16 protein-coding genes are annotated in these 18,733 nt (G+C 61.0%); 1 reads left to right on the top strand and 15 read right to left on the bottom strand.

What is annotated here, in order from left to right; genetic code table 11:
• Positions 1-5 precede the first annotated feature (5 nt).
• The 4 genes from AC0J41_RS19545 to zwf all read right to left on the bottom strand — a co-directional run bounded on the left by AC0J41_RS19545 (position 6) and on the right by zwf (position 3,768).
• Positions 6-731, bottom strand: coding sequence for an intradiol ring-cleavage dioxygenase (locus tag AC0J41_RS19545; RefSeq protein WP_025112831.1), 726 nt, complete (start codon positions 729-731; stop codon positions 6-8).
• A 187-nt stretch (positions 732-918) separates the two neighbouring features.
• Positions 919-1,584 (bottom strand): bifunctional 4-hydroxy-2-oxoglutarate aldolase/2-dehydro-3-deoxy-phosphogluconate aldolase, encoded by a 666-nt coding sequence (locus AC0J41_RS19550; protein ID WP_016773539.1) that lies wholly within the window; start codon positions 1,582-1,584, stop codon positions 919-921.
• Positions 1,585-1,601: 17 nt separating this feature from the next.
• A complete protein-coding gene (gene pgl, locus AC0J41_RS19555; protein WP_025112830.1) occupies positions 1,602-2,315 on the bottom strand; it encodes a 6-phosphogluconolactonase in 714 nt (237 codons plus the stop codon).
• The gene (gene zwf / locus AC0J41_RS19560; RefSeq protein ID WP_025112829.1) at positions 2,302-3,768 is read right to left on the bottom strand and encodes a glucose-6-phosphate dehydrogenase; all 1,467 of its coding nucleotides are present in this window, start codon (positions 3,766-3,768) and stop codon (positions 2,302-2,304) included. Before zwf ends, pgl begins: the two co-directional genes overlap by 14 nt.
• Positions 3,769-3,994: 226 nt before the next feature.
• Between zwf and AC0J41_RS19565 the strand changes: the two genes are divergently transcribed.
• Positions 3,995-4,855: a MurR/RpiR family transcriptional regulator gene (locus AC0J41_RS19565; protein WP_473016024.1), complete on the top strand. Its 861-nt coding sequence runs from the start codon at positions 3,995-3,997 to the stop codon at positions 4,853-4,855.
• Between the two features lie 52 nt (positions 4,856-4,907).
• On the opposite strand, the gene AC0J41_RS19570 is transcribed toward AC0J41_RS19565, so the two are convergent.
• The 11 genes from AC0J41_RS19570 to edd form a co-directional block, all read right to left on the bottom strand.
• A complete protein-coding gene (locus AC0J41_RS19570) occupies positions 4,908-5,762 on the bottom strand; it encodes a D-hexose-6-phosphate mutarotase (RefSeq protein ID WP_473013363.1) in 855 nt (284 codons plus the stop codon).
• A 114-nt stretch (positions 5,763-5,876) separates the two neighbouring features.
• Positions 5,877-7,226: a carbohydrate porin gene (locus tag AC0J41_RS19575; protein ID WP_025112827.1), complete on the bottom strand. Its 1,350-nt coding sequence runs from the start codon at positions 7,224-7,226 to the stop codon at positions 5,877-5,879.
• 192 nt (positions 7,227-7,418) lie between these two features.
• Complete coding sequence (locus tag AC0J41_RS19580; RefSeq protein ID WP_473013364.1) at positions 7,419-8,579, bottom strand: ABC transporter ATP-binding protein; 1,161 nt, start codon at positions 8,577-8,579, stop codon at positions 7,419-7,421.
• A 2-nt stretch (positions 8,580-8,581) separates the two neighbouring features.
• Positions 8,582-9,427, bottom strand: a complete 846-nt coding sequence (locus AC0J41_RS19585) for a carbohydrate ABC transporter permease (RefSeq protein WP_025112825.1) — start codon at positions 9,425-9,427, stop codon at positions 8,582-8,584.
• Entirely contained in the window at positions 9,420-10,328 is a 909-nt protein-coding gene (locus tag AC0J41_RS19590) for a carbohydrate ABC transporter permease (protein ID WP_007917874.1), read from the bottom strand. The genes AC0J41_RS19585 and AC0J41_RS19590 overlap by 8 nt, the downstream gene beginning before the upstream one ends.
• Before the next feature lie 156 nt (positions 10,329-10,484).
• Positions 10,485-11,786, bottom strand: a complete 1,302-nt coding sequence (locus AC0J41_RS19595; protein ID WP_473013365.1) for an ABC transporter substrate-binding protein — start codon at positions 11,784-11,786, stop codon at positions 10,485-10,487.
• Between the two features lie 118 nt (positions 11,787-11,904).
• Positions 11,905-13,176 (bottom strand): D-mannose isomerase, encoded by a 1,272-nt coding sequence (locus AC0J41_RS19600; protein WP_473013366.1) that lies wholly within the window; start codon positions 13,174-13,176, stop codon positions 11,905-11,907.
• Positions 13,177-13,457: 281 nt separating this feature from the next.
• Positions 13,458-14,927 (bottom strand): ATP-binding protein, encoded by a 1,470-nt coding sequence (locus AC0J41_RS19605; protein ID WP_025112822.1) that lies wholly within the window; start codon positions 14,925-14,927, stop codon positions 13,458-13,460.
• The gene (locus tag AC0J41_RS19610; protein ID WP_025112821.1) at positions 14,917-15,648 is read right to left on the bottom strand and encodes a response regulator; all 732 of its coding nucleotides are present in this window, start codon (positions 15,646-15,648) and stop codon (positions 14,917-14,919) included. The genes AC0J41_RS19605 and AC0J41_RS19610 overlap by 11 nt, the downstream gene beginning before the upstream one ends.
• A 179-nt stretch (positions 15,649-15,827) precedes the next feature.
• A complete protein-coding gene (locus tag AC0J41_RS19615) occupies positions 15,828-16,787 on the bottom strand; it encodes a glucokinase (protein ID WP_473013367.1) in 960 nt (319 codons plus the stop codon).
• Complete coding sequence (gene edd / locus AC0J41_RS19620) at positions 16,784-18,610, bottom strand: phosphogluconate dehydratase (RefSeq protein WP_473013368.1); 1,827 nt, start codon at positions 18,608-18,610, stop codon at positions 16,784-16,786. Before edd ends, AC0J41_RS19615 begins: the two co-directional genes overlap by 4 nt.
• Positions 18,611-18,733 lie beyond the last annotated feature (123 nt).

The following is an 18,733-nucleotide window of genomic DNA, read 5'->3' on the forward strand; positions in this document are numbered from 1 at the left end:
TCCGCTCACACGGTGTACTTGTCGAAGTCTTCGGGTTTGATCTGCGATGAGGCGGCAAAGGTGTCGATGCCGATGGTCAAGTGTCCGAAAAATCCGTCCTCGTGAGAGTCACGGCCGATCGGCCACACGATCAGGGTCGAAGCTTCGCCCCCACCGTTCGCGTAATAGCTGTCTTCGGCATTGTTCAAGGGGGCCGAAGCCCGCCCGCGATAATCCCGGGCATTGAGCACCGAGCGGGAAACCACTTCAGGGAAATACAGCTGCCCGACCCAGGCGACGTTGCGCTCCTCGAGATATTCACTGCCGGCCACGATGCGCACCGCGACGTGAATGTGCAGTGCGCGACCAGCGTAGAACCCCGGGTAGATCGTGGTGAACCGTGCCCGTCCCAGGTGATCGCAGAACTGGCTGCCGCGCAGGTAGGTGTCATCGTCGGTGCGCGGGATCGAACCGATGGCATCGGTGCCGACTTCCAGATCCGGATTGATCCGACTCCATCCCGAGTAGGCGCCCCGCGCGTTGCAGTGCCAGATATCGACCAGCGCCCCACTCACCGGCTCGCCGGTCATGGCGTCGACGATGCTCAGGCGCAGCAGCAATGGCAACCCTTCGGCGCCTTCGCTGATGTCGCGGCGCAGCAGCTTGGGATTGCGGAAGTACGGCCCGGCGATTTGCTCGGGGGCCAACTGATAGATCGGTTGTGGCGATGAGGCTGAAGTATCTCGTTCCATGACACGTTCTCTCTTCCATAAGATGAACGCAGATTAACGACGCACGAGGCTCTCGGTGCGGTAACTATGTATCGCGCCATGTCTCATGACTTTTTCCGGGCAAAAAAAAACGGTGCACCGACCAAGCGCACCGTAAAGCCGTAGAACACACAACGAAGTGTCAGGTAAAACTTTCAATCCAGCAGCATCAGTCCAGCAGCGCCAGGGCCTCGGCGGTGCATTCCTGAATGCGCGCCCAGTCGCCGTTCTTGATCCACTCAGGATCAAGCATCCAGCTACCGCCCACGCACATGACATTTTTCAGCGCCATATAGCTCTTGATGTTGGCCGGGCCGACGCCGCCAGTCGGGCAGAATTTCACTTCGCCGAACGGGCCGCCAAGCGCCTTGATTGCCGCCACACCGCCGCTGACTTCAGCCGGAAACAGCTTGAAGCGGCGATAACCCAGACCATAGCCTTCCATGATGCCGGAGGCGTTGCTGATGCCGGGCAACAGCGGGATCGGGCTGTCGACGCTGGCTTCGAGCAAGTCACGGGTGATGCCGGGGGTGACGATGAATTGCGAACCCGCCGCTTCGGCAGCCGCGAGCATGTTGCGATCGAGCACGGTGCCGGCGCCGGTCATCAGTTCCGGACGCTGCTCGCGCAGGATCTGGATCGCCTTGAGACCGAACTGCGAACGCAGGGTCACTTCCAGCGCCGTCAGGCCACCGGCCGCCAGGGCGTCGGCCAACGGCAGCACGTCCTGTTCACGGGCGATGGTGATCACCGGCAGGATCCGCGCCTTGGCGCAGAGGCTGTCGATCAGGGCAACTTTGTCCGCCATGGAAACGGTCGGGGATGGGGTTGTCATAGCGGCTGTTCCTTGGCTCATGGGCACCAGTAAATCTCTAACGTAGGTTGCAGAAACGCGCGAACCGGCATGGCCGCGACGTCGTCGGATGCCAGTGCGGCATTCAGGGTGGTCAGTTTCGATTGACCGGAAATCGACAGAATCCTGTGCTTCGCCGAAGCCAGCAGCGCGCGGCTCATGGTCAGGCGCTGACGCGGCACACTTGGCGCCAGCATCGGCCAGCAGCGACGGGTACCGTCCGCCTGTAGCGCTTCAGTCAGGTTCGGGCTGTCCGGGAACAGCGACGCGGTATGCCCGTCATCGCCCATGCCCAGCACCAGCACATCGATCGGCGGCAGTTCGGCGAGCAAGCGGTCGGCTTGTTCAGCAGCCTGCTCGACGTTGGCCGCCGCGCTGTAAAGGCTGAGGAACTGCGCTTTGGCGGCCGGCCCCTTGAGCAGATACTGCTTGAGCAGACCAGCGTTGCTGTCGGCGTGCTCGACCGGCACCCAGCGCTCGTCGGCGAGGGTCACGACGACCTTCGACCAGTCCAGCTCCTGCTTGGCCAGGTGCTGGAAAAACGCTACCGGGCTGCGACCGCCGGACACCACCAGCACCGCGTTGCCGCGAGCGCCGATGGCTTCATTCAGTTGCTTGGCCACGTTCAACGCCAGACCTTCGGCCAACAGCGCCGGGTTCTTGAACTGGTGGGCGTGCACGCCCGCAGGCAGTTTCACATCAGATATCGCCATACCACGACCTCCCGTCCCGCGTGATCAGTGCAATCGAGCTCATCGGCCCCCACGACCCGGCCGCATACGGCTTGGGCGCGTCACCGGATTTTTTCCACCCGGCGATCAACTGGTCACACCACTTCCACGCGGCTTCGATTTCATCTTTACGGACAAACAGGTTCTGATTGCCGTTCATCACTTCCAGCAACAACCGCTCGTAGGCGTCGGGGATCCGCGCGCTGCGCCAGGTGTCGGAGAAATTCAGTTGCAGCGGACCGCTGCGCAGTTGCATGCCCTTGTCCAGGCCCTGTTCCTTGGTCATCACGCGCAAGGAAATGCCTTCGTCCGGTTGCAGACGGATGATCAATTTGTTGCTGATCTGCAGGCGTTGTTCCGGCGCGAAGATGTAGTGCGACGGTTCCTTGAAGTGGATGACAATCTGCGACAGTTTCTGCGGCATGCGCTTGCCGGTACGCAGGTAGAACGGCACGCCGGCCCAGCGCCAGTTGCGGATATCGGCACGCAGGGCAACAAAGGTTTCGGTGTCGCTCTGGGTGTTGGAGTTCGGTTCTTCCAGGTAGCCCGGGACGGACTTGCCTTCGCTGTGACCGGCAATGTACTGACCGCGAACCACTTGCGTGGTCAGGCCTTCCGGGCTGATCGGCGCCAGGGCCTTGAGCACTTTCACCTTCTCGTCACGGATACTGTCGGCGGACAGGTCGGCCGGCGGGTCCATGGCGATCAGGCACAGCAGCTGCAGCAGGTGGTTCTGGATCATGTCGCGCAGTTGGCCGGCCTTGTCGAAATAGCCCCAACGGCCTTCGATGCCGACCTTCTCGGCCACGGTGATTTCCACGTGGGAGATGTAATTCTGGTTCCACTGGGTTTCGAACAGACTGTTGGCGAAACGCAGGGCGATCAGGTTCTGGACGGTCTCTTTGCCCAGGTAGTGGTCAATGCGGTAGGTGCGGTTCTCCGGGAAGAACTGCGCCACGGCGTCGTTCACTTTGCGCGAAGATTCCAGATCGGAGCCGATCGGCTTTTCCAGCACCACGCGGGTATTTTCTGCCAGACCGACTTTCGCCAGGTTCTCGCAGATCGCGCCGTACACCGCCGCCGGGGTGGCGAAGTAGGCAATCATGCGTTGGGCGCTGCCTGCCAGTTCGGCCAGCGCCACGTAATCTTCAGCCTTGAGGAAGTCGACGTGCAGGTAGCTCAGGCGCGCCAGAAAGCGCTCGGCCACGGCCTCGTCCAGCTCTTTGCCGACGTAACGGCGCAATTCGGCGGCGATGAACGCCAGGTGCTGCTGCTCGGTACCGTCTTCACGGGCCAGCGCGATGATGCGCGTGTCCTCATGCAGCAGGTCGGCGCCATCAAGGTGATAAAGGGCAGGAAACAGCTTGCGCAGGGCCAGATCGCCGAGAGCGCCGAACAAGGCAAAGGTGCACGGTTCAACCGTAATCGAAGGCATGATGTTTGTTCTTTTATCAAGTTAAGCTACAAATACCTTTTTTCAAGGCATCACTCAAGGGAAAATGTAGTAATAACCACAACATTTTCGCAAAATACAGATTCCGGGTGGTGGTCGGTCGGAGCCATCAGTAGGATAGGCCACCGTCACGGGCCACATCAAAGGCCCAATTTGCATAGCCCGGCGCACCTTTGCGCAGGTGAATTAGGAATTCCATATGGACCGCGTGCGAAATTTACTGGAACAGATCCAGAGTCGCCTTGAAGAGCTGAACAAGGCCGAACGCAAAGTCGCCGAGGTGATCCTGCTCAACCCGCAGCAGGCCACCCGCTTCAGCATCGCCGCCCTCGCCCAGGCGGCGTCGGTGAGCGAGCCGACGGTCAACCGTTTCTGCCGTTCGTTCGGTGTCAGCGGCTACCCTGAACTCAAGCTGCAACTGGCGCAGAGCCTGGCCAGTGGCGCGGCGTATGTCAGCCGTGCGGTCGAGGCCGATGACAATCCCGAGGCGTACACGCAGAAGATCTTCGGCAGCGCCATCGCCTCGCTGGACAGCGCTTGCCAGGCGCTGGACCCGAACCTGATCAGCCGCGCCGTCAACCTGTTGATTCAGGCCCGGCAGATCCACTTCTTCGGCCTCGGCGCTTCGGCGCCGGTGGCGCTGGATGCGCAGCACAAATTCTTCCGTTTCAATCTGGCGGTCACCGCGCATGCCGATGTGCTGATGCAGCGAATGATTGCGTCGGTGGCGCACACCGGCGAACTGTTCGTGATCATTTCCTACACCGGGCGTACGCGTGAACTGGTGGAAGTGGCACGCATTGCTCGGGAGAACGGGGCTTCGGTGCTGGGTCTGACGGCGGAGAATTCGCCGCTGGCCAAAGCGAGTACCTTGAGCCTGAATATTCCGCTGCCGGAAGACACCGACATTTATATGCCGATGACGTCGCGGATCATTCAGTTGACCGTGCTTGATGTGCTGGCGACCGGGATGACCTTGCGTCGTGGCGTGGATTTCCAGCCGCATCTGCGCAAGATCAAAGAGAGTTTGAATGCCAGCCGGTATCCGGTGGGTGACGAGTTCAACTGATCCAGAATCTCGGCTGATTGCTCGCGAAGGGGTCAGCCGACTCACCGCAAATCTAGGCCGCCGCCCACGCCTGCAAGCTCAAATGCGCTTTCTCTCCCGGCGCCAGATGCAGGCTGTCCGTCCCGCCCGCCGCCGCTTCGACACAGACAAACTCGCTCACCTCATCCCAGCTCACGCCCAGCAACGGCCGCGAACCCGGATGCCAGACCACCGTGTCGGCGCTGTCGCCCGTATCAATGCACAGCTCGCGCTGCCAGGCGTGATCTTTCAGCTGCAATTCGCCGTCATGCTGAAACACCCGCTGACAACCGCCATCGACGCGCAATTCGCCTTCCTGCTGGCAAGACTGGCGGCTCAACTGGTCATATCCTTGCGCGCCTTCGAGCCCAGACAGCGCTATCTCACCGACATCGCCAATACGCCAGTAAGCATGCAAAGCCTGGCTCAACTGGCACGGCATGTCGTCCTGATGCTCGGTGCTCAGGCGCAAGTCCATGCGTTCGCCCAGGTGGGCGTGCAGGTCCACCTGCCAGTCGCACAACTGCAACTGCCAATGCAGGCGCACGCCATCGTCGGCACTGCTGCTGTCGATCAGTTTCCAGTCGAGCAGCCGCGCCCAGCCATGGGACGGCCAGGCGTTTTCGCTCGGATGACGGCCATACCACGGCCAGCACACCGGCACGCCACCGCGAATGGCACCGACATGCGGCCACTTCGCCGCACACCACAACCACGGTTTCTGTCCGCGTGGCTGAAAGTGCAGCAATTGCGCGCCCTGACGACTGAACACCGCCTGGCACAGCGGATGATCAATCACCAGCACATCGCGCATCTGATAGCGCTCCCAGGCGAACACCGGTTGTTCACGCAGGGATTTGAAGAAGCGTTGCAGCGGATGCTCATGCATTGGCCACGGTCCTGAACTCGTCTTTCACAGGGGGGCGCCTGTCCCCAAAAAAAAGCGGACAGCCTTGGCCGTCCGCAAATATGCGCACATAGAGAGGAGCTTATCGCAGACGCGTTAGAACACCGACTGAATTTTCAGGCCAGCGACCAAAGCGTTGTCCACCGCATCAACACCGCCCGGATGGGTGATGTATTGCAGGTTAGGACGCACCGTCAGCCAGTTGGTGACGTGGAAGCCGTAGTTGATCTCGTAGTTGTATTCAGTATCACGAATTGGCGAGAACACCGGATTGTCGTAGTCCGAAACACCGTTGGAAGCATTCAGCAGCTCGGCGTTTTTCTTCACATCATCGTTGACGTGGATACGCGCCGCACCGATGCCAACGTCATCCTTCGGACGAGCGTCGAACGGGCCTTTGTAGACAAACATCAGCGACTGGTAGTTGTCGATGAAGTTGGTGTCCTTGTCGTGGAAGGTCGCGTTGGCGGCAATGTTCAGACCGCGAGTCGCATCACCGTTGTGGCTGGTGAGTTGCTGCTGCGCGACGAACCAGTAACCGTGCTTGCTGTTGTGTACGCGGTAGGCATCACCGGTGGTCGCAGCGTCGTTGCCGTTGGCGTCTTCACGCACGTCATTGGCGTCAGCGGTGCTCTTGTAGTAACCGACACGGTATTCGCCCGGCAGGCTGTTGACCTTAGGCGACCAGACCAGCTCGACCGGCAACACAGTACCGGCGGTGCCGCTGCCGCTGAGTTTGAAACCGTTGCCGTGTTCCAGTTGCGACGGGTTCTGGTTGTACGCGCCGATTTGTGCGTAGAGCTCGTCGTTGATGTTGTACTTCACGCGGATCGCGGCCTGGCTGACAGGCCAGTTGTACCAGATGTTGGTCGCCCAGTTACCCACTTGCGAGCCGCAGAACGCCAGGTTCTGGAATTCGCACGGGAAGGTATTGAAGTCTTCGCCTTCACCGAAGTAACCGGCCTTGACGTCGAGCTTGTTGTCGAAGAACTGGTGCTGAATCCACAACTGGGTCAGACGCACCATGTGGCCACGACCGTAGACTTCCTGCGACGACGACAAGGTGCCGGCACGCGGATCGCCAACACGGTCGTTGGAGATGTTTTGACCGTTACGGTTGGTCAGCTGGATCTTGGCCTGAGTGTTGTCCCAGCCCCAGAGTTTTTGCAGGTCCAGCGCCACGCCCAGACCGAACTGGTCGCTGTAGCGGCCGGTCTTGTCGTCGTTATAGCCGCCATGCAGGTTGGCGCCCATTTCCCCGACGTAATCAGCCTTGATGTCGATACCTTGCTCGATCAGCTTGGTACGCTCGCCACCCCAGTCGCCAGTCATCCATTTCGAATCGGAACTGAATGCATCGGCAGCCATTGCATTGCCGGCCAGCACCAATGCCGCCGCAGCTGACACTTGGCAGATCAACCGGGCATTGACGTGTTTCTTTTTCATCCCTACATCCTCGTCTTTATTGTTATTAACTGTTTTTTTCCAACGTGGTTTACATAAAAGTGCGGTGAACGACAGGCCGAACACCACTTTTCCCCTGTGGGAGCGGGCTTGCTCGCGAAGGCGTCATGTCAGTCGACATATGTATTGCCTGACACTCCGCTTTCGCGAGCAAGCCTGCTCCCACCTTGTTCTTCAGCGGCCCTTGAATTGCGCCACGTTCGCCGACCGCGCTTCGGTTTGCGCCTGGCCCGCAACGCCCAGACGCTCGCCAGTCTTGGCATCAAACAACAACACTTTCGACGGATCGAACTGCAGTGTCAGGGTCTCGCCCACCTGCGGTGCCACGTCCGGTGCCAGACGGCAGCAGACCTTGGTTTCATTCAGGTTGACGAACACCAGAGTGTCCGGACCGGTCGGCTCGGTGACCTGCACCTCGGCCTTGATGCTCGGCAGGCCATTACCCTCGCCATTCGCCAGGACGATCTGCTCCGGGCGCAGGCCGAGGATCACTTCGCGATCTTCCAGCCCGGCGTCCTGCATGCTCATCGGCAACTCACAACGCGCCTGACCGCTGTCGAGCAGCGCCAGCAGGCGACTGTCCTTGCGTTGCAGGCGCAGCGGGATGAAGTTCATCGGCGGCGAACCGATGAAGCTCGCCACGAACAGGTTGGCCGGGTCGTTGTAGATTTCTTTCGGCGTGCCGAACTGCTGGATGATCCCGTCCTTCATCACCGCCACTTTGTCGCCCAGGGTCATCGCTTCGATCTGGTCGTGGGTCACGTAGACCGTGGTGGTTTTCAGACGCTGGTGCATCAGTTTCATTTCGGTGCGCATCTCGACGCGCAGCTTGGCGTCGAGGTTGGACAGCGGTTCGTCGAACAGATAAATCTTCGGCCGCCGCGCCAGCGCACGGCCCATCGCCACACGCTGTTGCTGGCCGCCGGAGAGCTGGCCCGGCTTGCGATTGAGCAGGTGTTCGATCTGCAGCAGCTTGGCTACGCGTGCCACTTCTTCATCGATCGCCGACTGCGGCATCTTGCGGATCTTCAGACCGAACTCGATGTTCTCGCGCACGCTCATGGTCGGGTACAGCGCGTAGGACTGGAACACCATGGCGATGTCGCGATCCTTCGGGCTCATGCCGCTGACGTCCTGATCGCCGATCATGATCGCGCCGCCAGTGATGGTTTCGAGGCCGGCGATGCAGTTCATCAGGGTCGACTTGCCGCAGCCCGACGGACCGACCAGGATCAGGAACTCACCGTCCTTGATCGACAGTTCGATGTTCTTCAGGGTGTCCGGCAGGCCGGCACCGTAGGTCTTGTTTACGTTGCGAAGTTCGAGCGTTGCCATGATTACCCCTTGACTGCGCCGGCCGTCAGCCCGCGCACGAAATACTTGCCTGCGACCACATAGACCAGCAGGGTCGGCAGCCCGGCGATCATCGCCGCTGCCATATCAACGTTGTATTCCTTGGCGCCGGTGCTGGTGTTGACCAGGTTGTTCAGCGCGACCGTAATCGGCTGCGAATCACCGCTGGAGAACACCACACCAAACAGGAAGTCGTTCCAGATCTGGGTGAACTGCCAGATCAGGCAGACCATGATGATCGGGGTCGACATCGGCAGAATGATGCGGCGGAAAATCGTGAAGAAACCCGCGCCATCCAGACGTGCAGCTTTGACCAGTGCATCAGGAATGCTCACGTAGTAGTTACGGAAGAACAGCGTAGTAAACGCCAGACCGTAAACCACGTGGACAAACACCAGGCCAGTGGTGGTGCTTGCCAGGCCCATCTTGCCGAGGGTGAACGACGCCGGCAGCAACACGGTCTGGAATGGCAGGAAGCAGCCGAACAACAGCAGACCGAAGAACAACTGCGAACCACGGAAGCGCCAGAACGACAGCACGTAACCGTTCAACGCACCGATGGCGGTGGAGATGATGACCGCAGGAACGGTGATCTTGATCGAGTTCCAGAAGTAACCGTCGACTGTGGCCCAGGCCTTGACCCAGCCGATGCCGCTGACCACGGTCGGCCAGCTCAGCAGGTTGCCGGTGCTGATGTCTTCCGGGGTCTTGAAGCTGGTCAGCAGCATCACCACCAGCGGGATCAGGTACAGCAATACCGCGAGGATCAGCACCGCGTAGATCGCCACGCGGCTCAGGCTGAAGGCAGGTTTGGCAGCGAGACTAGTCATTGCGCTTGGTCCTCAGCTCGGAATACAGGTAAGGCACGATGATCGCGAGGATCGCACCGAGCATCAGAATTGCACTGGCCGAGCCCATGCCCATCTGGCCGCGACTGAAGGTAAAGGAATACATGAACATCGCTGGCAGGTCGGAGGAATAACCCGGACCACCGGCGGTCATCGCCGCGACCAGGTCGAAGCTCTTGATCGCGATGTGCGCCAGGATCATTACCGCACTGAAGAACACCGGACGCAGGCTTGGCAGCACCACTTTCCAGTAGATGGTCGGCATGCTCGCGCCATCGATCTGCGCCGCACGGATGATCGATTGATCAACGCCACGCAGGCCGGCAAGGAACATCGCCATGATGAAGCCCGAGGCTTGCCACACAGCGGCGATCACCAGGCAATAGACCACGCGATCAGGGTCGATCAGCCAGTCGAGACGGAAACCTTCCCAGCCCCAGTCACGCAATAATTTGTCCAGGCCCATGCCCGGGTTGAGCAGCCATTTCCACGCGGTACCGGTGACGATCATCGAGAGCGCCATCGGGTACAGGTAAATGGTGCGGATAAAGCCTTCGCGACGGATGCGCTGGTCGAGGAACACCGCCAGCAGCACGCCGATCACCAGGGTGATGCCGATGAACATGCCACCGAACACCGCGAGGTTCTTGCTCGCCACCCACCAGCGGTCGTTGTCGAACAGCCGTGCGTATTGCGCCAGCCCCGCCCACTTGTAGTTCGGCAGGAAGGTCGAGGTGGTGAACGACAGCACGAACGTCCACAGGATGTAGCCATAGAAGCCCACCAGCACGATGAACATGCTCGGCGCCAGCACCAGTTTCGGTAGCCAGCGCTGCAGCGCATCGAACGGCGAGGCCTTGCTGAACACAGCAACAGAACTCATGGGAAAATCCAGTACAGGGAATAAAACTACGGTGAGTTCCCTTGTGGGAGCGGGCTTGCTCGCGAAATCGGTGTGTCAGTCGACGGATGGAGCAACTGACACGACGCCTTCGCGAGCAAGCCCGCTCTCACAGGGAGGGGCCTGCGCTACTGACGGTTACTTGGCTGACTGCACCGCTGCGCCGAGTTTCTTCGCAGCATCGGCCGGGTCGGCTTTCGGGTCGTTGATGTAGTTGGTCACGACATCAAAGAACGCGCCCTGCACGGCCAGCGTGGTCGCCATGTTGTGCGCCATGCTTGGCTGCAGGCCGCCGGACTTGGCGTCCGCCAGGAAGTCCTTGGCAGCGGTCTGGGCGCAGGAATCGAAGCCGAGCTTGTCCATGTTGTTCAACATGTCGTTGCGAACCGGGATCGAGCCTTTGTTGATGCTGAAGACTTTCTGGAAGTTTTCACCCAGCACCACTTTGGCGATGTCCTGCTGACCGGCCGCGGTGCCCGCGTCCTTCTGCTTGAACACAGCAAGGGAGTCGATGTTGTAGGTGAACGCCTTGTCGGTGCCCGGGAACGCTACGCACTCGTAGTCCTTGCCGGCGACTTTCTTGGCGGCGGTCCATTCGGACTTGGCCCAGTCACCCATGATCTGCATGCCGGCCTTGCCGTTGATGACTTTCGCCGCTTCCAGGTTCCAGTCCTGGCCTTTGCCGTCCTGGTCCATGTAGGTTGCGACTTTCTTCAGTTCGGTCAGGGCCTTGACCATTTCCGGGCCGGTCAGCGCCTTGTTGTCCAGATCGACCAGGGCTTTCTTGTAGCCATCAACTCCCATGACCGAGAGCACCACGGCTTCGAACACGGTGCTGTCCTGCCAGGGTTGACCGCCGTGGGCCAGCGGGATGAAGCCCGCAGCCTTGAGCTTGTCGCCGGCGGCGTAGAATTCTTCGAGGGTGGTCGGGTTCTTGGTGATACCGGCTTTCTTGAAGACTTCCGGGTTGATCCACAGCCAGTTCACGCGGTGAATGTTCACCGGCACGGCCACGTAATCACCGTCGTACTTCACGGTATCGGAGACTTTCTTGTCGAGCAGGCTGTCCCACTTTTCCGACTTGGCGACGTCTTTCAGCACGTCGGTGTCGAGCAGACCGGTGGACGCCCATTCCTGGATGTCCGGGCCTTTGATCTGGGCGACGCCTGGCGGGTTACCGGCCACGGCGCGGCTTTTCAGCACAGTCATGGCAGTTGCACCGCCACCGCCGGCGACAGCGCCGTCTTTCCAGGTGAAACCGTCTTTTTCGACTTGGGCCTTGAGCACATCAACGGCGGCTTTTTCGCCACCGGACGTCCACCAGTGCACGACTTCGACCGAACCTTTGGATTCGGCAGCGGAAACACTGAGAGGCAGAATTGCGAGCGGGAACAGGGAGGCGACAGAAATGACAGTAGCGAGGCGAGAAATCGCATTCATCTGAGATGTACCTTTCTTGTTGTTATGCATGCAAGTCTGGTGCTTGCGCTGCACAGGAGTTTAAACAGGGCGATTCCCTTCGCAGGTAACGAAGGGACGCGCAAATGTCACCACATGGTTACACATGCCGGTGCAGGGCAGCGCTCTGGGACGACTGCGCCAGCGCAGTGGCCATACTGGGTGACAAGGGTAGACGAGGAATCAGCACCGCCTGCCACGCGTGGTAGAGATCGGGTTTGCCCGCCCAGATATCGGCGCTTGGCATGTTTTGCGGGTTGAGTTCGTGGTGCCAGCTGCCGTCGCAACGGTCGATGAAATGGCTATCGCAGAATTCCCAGAACAGCCGGTACCAGGTTTCGTATTGCGCATCGCCGGTGCGCTTGAGCAAGGCACTTGCAGCGGCGCTGGCCTCGGCATGTGTCCAGTGCAGGCGATGGCGCACCACGGCTTTGTTGTCCCAGTCCAGGGTGTAGACGATCCCCGGTGCGCCATCGACGTCCCAGCCGTGGCGGCAGTTCTGCTCGAAGAGTTTCTGCGCATCGGTTGCAAGCCAACCGGGGGTGAGCATGCCGGCCTGGACCCGCGCCGCTTCAAGGTGCAGCAACAGCCGCGCCCACTCGAAACCGTGGCCCGGCGTGGTGCCGTAAGGACGGAAGCCGTCGGCCGGATTGTCGTGGTTGTACTCGCGCAGCGGTTGCCAGTCACGGTCGAAGTGTTCGATGACCATGAATCCGTTGGCAGCGGCGTGACCGTGAATCACCCGTTCGACGATGCGTTGCGCGCGCACCAGCCAGCGTGGATCTTCAGTGACGTCCGCCAGCGCAAGGAACGCTTCGGTGGCGTGCATGTTGCTGTTGGCGCCGCGATAGGCTTCTTCTTCGCGCCAGTCGCGGTTGAAGAATTCGCGCATGGCGCCCTCTTCTTCGCACCAGAAATAAGTGTCGATGATGTCGATGGCGTCATCCAGCAACGCTTGCGCGCCGGGACGTTGCGCGACCACCGCAGAGCTGGCTGCCAGCGCCACGAAGGCATGCAGATAAGCATTCTTGCCGGTGTTGCCATCGCGGTGTTCGGCGACCGCAAACCAGCCGCCATGCAGCGCATCACGCAACGGGCCGCGCAGGGCCGCGATGCCGTGATCGACCAGTTCGGCGAACCCCGGCAGCCCCTGAATATGGGCCATGGCGAAGCTGTGGGTCATGCGCGCGGTGTTCATGGTTTCGGCGTGCGCGTGCGCAGGCAAACGGCCGCGCTCGTCGAGGTTGCCGAAACCTTCGGGCAGTCTGGAGTTCCTGGCGAATGCCAGCAGGCGCAGACCTTCGTCGGCGAGCCATTGCTGGTGGGCAGGGGCGTTCAGCCAACTGCTGAAGCCTGGGTGAAAAAGATCCATGGGTGGCCTTTTTTGTTGTTATGACTGCGGGGAGTCTAAACAACGGGCCGGGGTGGTCATGTAACGAAGGGGGCGGGTTTTGTCACCAGTCCGTGACATTTATGGTGTATCGGCTGGCGCCTTCGCGAGCAGGCTCGCTCCCACATTGACCGTATTCCTCCAGATGGAGCGCCATCACCTGTGGGCGCAGGCTTGCTCCCACATTCGATCGTATTCCTCCAGATGGAACACAATCACCTGTGGGAGCGAGCCTGCTCGCGAAGAACGATAACGCGGTCTGACTAATCAACACTGCGCGGCAACTGCAACGTCACCCGCAACCCACCTTCACGCAGATTCTGCAGCGTCACCTCGCCGCCATGGCTGTGAGCGATGTTGCGTGCAATCCCCAACCCCAGACCATACCCCTGCTGCTGCCCCGCCAAGCGAAAGTGCGGCTCGAACACCTGCTCCAGCCGTTGCTCCGGCACACCCGGGCCTTCATCGTCGACGTGCAGGACAAACGCGCGCTCATCGTCGTCGATGTGCAGATGAGCGTTCTGCCCGTATTTCAACGCGTTGTCGATCAGGTTGCCGATGCAACGCTTCAACGCCAAAGGCTTGCCCGGATACGCCGCCAGCGCCTTGCCTTGCTGGGTCACGCGGCCATTGCCGTTGGGTGCCAGATACGGCTCCACCAGACAGTCGAGCACATGGTTCAAGTCCACCGGCTCGATGTTCTCGTGGATGTCGGTGTCTTTCACGCACTGCAGCGCACCTTTGACCAGCAACTCAAGCTCATCCAGATCGCGGCCGAACTTGGCTTGCAGTTGCTCATCCTCCAGCAGTTCGACGCGCAAGCGCAGGCGGGTGATCGGCGTGCGCAGATCATGGGAAATCGCACTGAACAACTGGCTGCGTTCGGTCAGGTAACGGCTGATGCGCTCACGCATGGTGTTGAAGGCACGACCCACTTCCACCACTTCACTGCCGCCGCCCTCGGCCACTGGCTCGACATCGGCCCCCAGCGACAGATCCCGCGCCGCCCGCGCCAGACGCTTGAGCGGTCGGCTCTGCCAGTGCACCAGCAGACCGATGAACAACAGCAAAAAGCCGCTGGTGAGGACGATGAACCACACCTGCTGCGCCGGCAGGCCTTGTTCTTCAAGACTGGTGTAGGGCTCAGGCAACAGCGACGCGATGTACAGCCATTCTCCCGGCGCCATCTGGATCTGCGTGACCAGTACCGGCGGATTGACCGGCTCCAGGGTCAGCGCGTAATGGGCCCAGGAGCGCGGCAGTTCGTCGAGTTTCAGCCCGGCGTTGAAGATCCGCAGATCCTCGGGGCTGACGAAACTGACCGAGATGTCGGTGTCATGGCCGAGCGACTGGCGCAGCACTTCGTCCACTGCTTGCATCACAGCGGCCTTGCGCGGTGTGACGGGCAGCACGTCCATGCCCAGTGGTTTGTCGTTGAGCGTCACCACGAAACGGGTGCCGCCCATGCTGCGCAACTGGTCGAGCACCAGCGGGCGGTACGCCACCGGCAGCGAACGGAAATAACTGACACTGGCGGTCATCGAATGAGCGAGGCTGCGGGCGCTGGTGACCAGGCCTTCGAGCTGGGTCGCGCGCAGTTGCGAAACCCAGATCACGCTCGACAGCGTCTGCGCAAACAGCACCGCCAACAAGGTCAGCAGGAGCATTCGTCCGAGTAGCGAACGCGGTACCGGCACCCTGCTGGCGAGCCGACGCAGGGACTCAGTGACCATTGCCGGCAACCACATTGGCTGCCAGTTGGTAGCCACTGCCGCGCACGGTGCGGATCAGGCGTGGCGGTTTTTCCGTGTCGCGCAGGCGCTGGCGCAAGCGGCTGACCGCCATGTCGACGATGCGATCCAGCGGCATCAGGTCACGGCCACGGGTGGCGTTGCCGATGGTGTCGCGGTCGAGGATTTCCTGCGGGTGATCGAGAAACAGTTTGAGCAAGGCGAAGTCGGCGCCGGAGAGAATCACTTCCTCGCCGTCGGTGTGAAACAGCCGATGGCTGACCATGTCCAGCCGCCACTCGTCGAAGGCCAGCACCTCACTGCCGCTGCGCTCCTGACCGAACTGCGCACGACGCAGCAACGCCTTGATCCGCGCCTGCAGTTCGCGGGGGCTGAAAGGTTTGCCGAGGTAATCGTCAGCGCCGAGCTCCAGACCGATCACCCGGTCGGCCTCGTCGGAACTGGCGGTGAGCATGATGATCGGCACCTGCGCCTGACGCGGATGCTGGCGCACCCAGCGGCACAGGCTGAAGCCGTCCTCGTCGGGCAGCATCACATCGAGGATCACCAGATCGCTGGGCGCCTCGTTGAGTGCCTGGCGGAAACTGGCGCCATCGGCCGTGGCCCGTACCTGAAACCCGGCACGGGTCAGGTAGGTTTCCAGCAACTCGCGTATTTCCTGGTCGTCATCGACCAACAATATCGACTTGTTGACTGAGCTCACTTCGAAGGCATCCTTGTTGTTGGAATTGGGGCGGATTATGCCTTAAGCATCGAACTTGCAAACACCACAGAACCACTGTGGGAGCGGGCTTGCTCGCGAAAGCGCTGTGTCAGTCACCTTGAATGTCTCTGATACACCGCATTCGCGAGCAAGCCCGCTCCCACAATTTTGATCGTGTTTCAGGCAGGGATTGATTGCTCCAGCGCCACACCGGCACCGACAAGCCCGGAATACGGCGCCGTCACCAGCCACACCGGAATGCCCTTGAAGTAATCACTCATGCAGCCCTTGTCAGCGAAGCTGCGGGCAAAACCGCTTTCGAGGAAGAAGTCGGCAAAGCGTGGAATCACCCCGCCAACGATGTACACCCCGCCACGCCCACCAGTGGTCAGCACGTTGTTGCCAGCCACGCGGCCAAGCCAGCAGCAGAACTGCTCCAGCACTTCCAGCGCAACCGGGTCACCAGCGAGGCCCGCTGCGGTGATCGATTCTGGAGTGTCGAGTTTGGGTTCATGACCATCCACCGCACAGATCGCCCGGTAAACCCGTGGCAATCCACCTCCGCTCAACGCGGTTTCCGCGCTGACGTGGCCGATTTCGTTGTGGATGTGCTGCCAGAGTTGGGTTTCTCGCGGACTGCTCAGCGGCAGATCGACGTGGCCGCCCTCCCCCGGCAATGCGGCAAACCTGCCTTCGCCCAGATCGAGCAACGTGCCGACGCCCAGGCCAGTGCCCGGGCCGATCACCACCGCCGGACGCAATGGCTCCGGCGTGCCTTCGCAGACCACGCGAAATTCGCCGGGCTGCAAGCGGGTCATGCCCAGCGCCATCGCCGAGAAGTCGTTGATCAGCAGCAGTTGCTCGACCTGCAAGGTCTTGCAGAACGCCGTGCGGCTCAGGCGCCAGTGATTGTTGGTGAACTTGAATTCATCACCACTCACCGGCCCCGCCACCGACAGGCACACCGAACCGATCGCCCCCGGCGCCAGACCGAGGCCGCTCAGGTACAGGCTGATCGCCTCTTCCGGGCTGGCGTGGTCGGCCGTGGCCAGCACTTGAACCGATTCCAGTTGCTGGTTTTTCCACAACGCGAACCGCGCGTTGGTGCCTCCGATATCACCGACCAAAGCCAGTTTCAATTAAGCGTCTCCAGGGCAGAAGTGAAGGCGCTGGCGCCCTGCTCCGCCGAGCTGAAGGCCAAACGCATGAAGCCAAACAGTTCGCGACCGCTGCCGATGTTGTTGCCCAACAGGCCTTTGGCGGGTTCGCGCGCTGCAAATTCGGCGGCGTCAACCTTGAGTTCCAAAGTGCCTTTGACGCCATCGACGCGGATGATATCGCCCTCTTGCACCCGCGCCAAAGCGCCGCCGACATAAGCTTCAGGGCTGACGTGAATCGCCGCCGGGATTTTCCCCGACGCGCCGGACATGCGCCCGTCGGTGACCAGCGCGACTTTGAAGCCGCGATCCTGCAGCACACCGAGGAACGGCGTCATCTTGTGCAGCTCGGGCATGCCGTTGGAACGCGGGCCCTGGAAGCGCATCACCGCAACGAAATCCTTCTCCAGCAAACCAGCCTTGAACGCATCGGCCAGATCCTGCTGATCCTGGAACACCATGGCCGGTGCTTCGACAATCTGGTTTTCCAGCGCGACGGCGGAGACTTTCATCACGCCACGTCCGAGGTTGCCTTCCATCACCCGCAGACCACCCTCGGCCGAGAACGCTCGGGCGACCGGACGCAGGATATTTTCGTCGAGGCTTTCGATCGGGCCTTCGCGCCACACCAGCTCACCGTTATCGAGGAACGGTTCTTTGGTGTAACGGCTCAGGCCATGGCCGAGCACGGTGTTGACGTCTTCGTGCAGCAGGCCCGCTTCGAGCAGTTCACGGATCAGGAACGACATGCCGCCCGCCGCCTGGAAGTGGTTGATGTCGGCCTTGCCGTTCGGGTAGACGTGGCTCAGGGTCGGCACGACTTCGGAGAGGTCGGCCATGTCCTGCCAGGTCAATTGAATGCCCGCCGCCATGGCGATGGCGGGCATGTGCAGGGTGTGGTTGGTCGAACCGCCGGTGGCGTGCAACGCGACGATCGAGTTGACCAGCGCCTTCTCGTCGACGATTTCGCCGATCGGCATGAAATTGCCGCTCTGCTTGGTCAGGCGCGTGACCTGATGCGCGGCTTCGCGGGTCAGGGCCTCACGCAGCGGGGTGTTCGGGTTGACGAAAGACGCGCCCGGCAAGTGCAGGCCCATGACTTCCATCAGCAACTGGTTGGTGTTGGCGGTGCCGTAGAAGGTGCAGGTGCCCGGGCTGTGGTAGGACTTCATTTCCGATTCCAGCAGCTCTTCGCGGGTCGCCTTGCCTTCAGCGTACTTCTGCCGCACGTCGGCTTTTTCCTTGTTGGAAATCCCCGAGACCATCGGCCCGCCCGGGACGAAAATCGTCGGCAGATGACCGAAGCGCAGCGAGCCCATCATCAGGCCCGGCACGATCTTGTCGCAGATGCCGAGCATCAGCGCGCCGTCGAACATGTTGTGCGACAGCGCCACCGCCGTGGACATGGCGATCACTTCACGGCTTGGCAGGCTCAGCTCCATGCCCGGCTCGCCCTGGGTCACGCCATCGCACATCGCTGGCGTACCACCAGCGAACTGGCCGACCGAGCCGATTTCGCGCAGGGCGTTCTTGATCTGTTCAGGGAACACTTCGTACGGCTGGTGCGCCGAGAGCATGTCGTTATAGGAAGAAACAATGGCGATGTTCGCCGAGTTCATCATCCGCAGGCTGTGCTTGTCTTCGCTGCCACACCCGGCCACGCCGTGGGCGAAGTTGGCGCATTGCAGCTTGCCGCGCATCGGCCCGTCAGTGGCGGCGCCGCGAATCAGTGCAAGGTAAGCCTGACGCGTGGCGCGGCTGCGGGCGATAAGCCGTTCGGTGACCTCAAGAACGCGGGGATGCATGTGTAGAACTCCAGGCTAACGGATGTGGCGACCTGATTGTCTATGCTGATCAAACGCCGTTGTTGTTGGAATGACAGACGGCTTTTTTGACCATTCGGACCAGTTGATTCAGGTCACTCGTTG

The sequence above is a fragment of the Pseudomonas sp. Arb-4-2C genome (assembly GCF_055755015.1).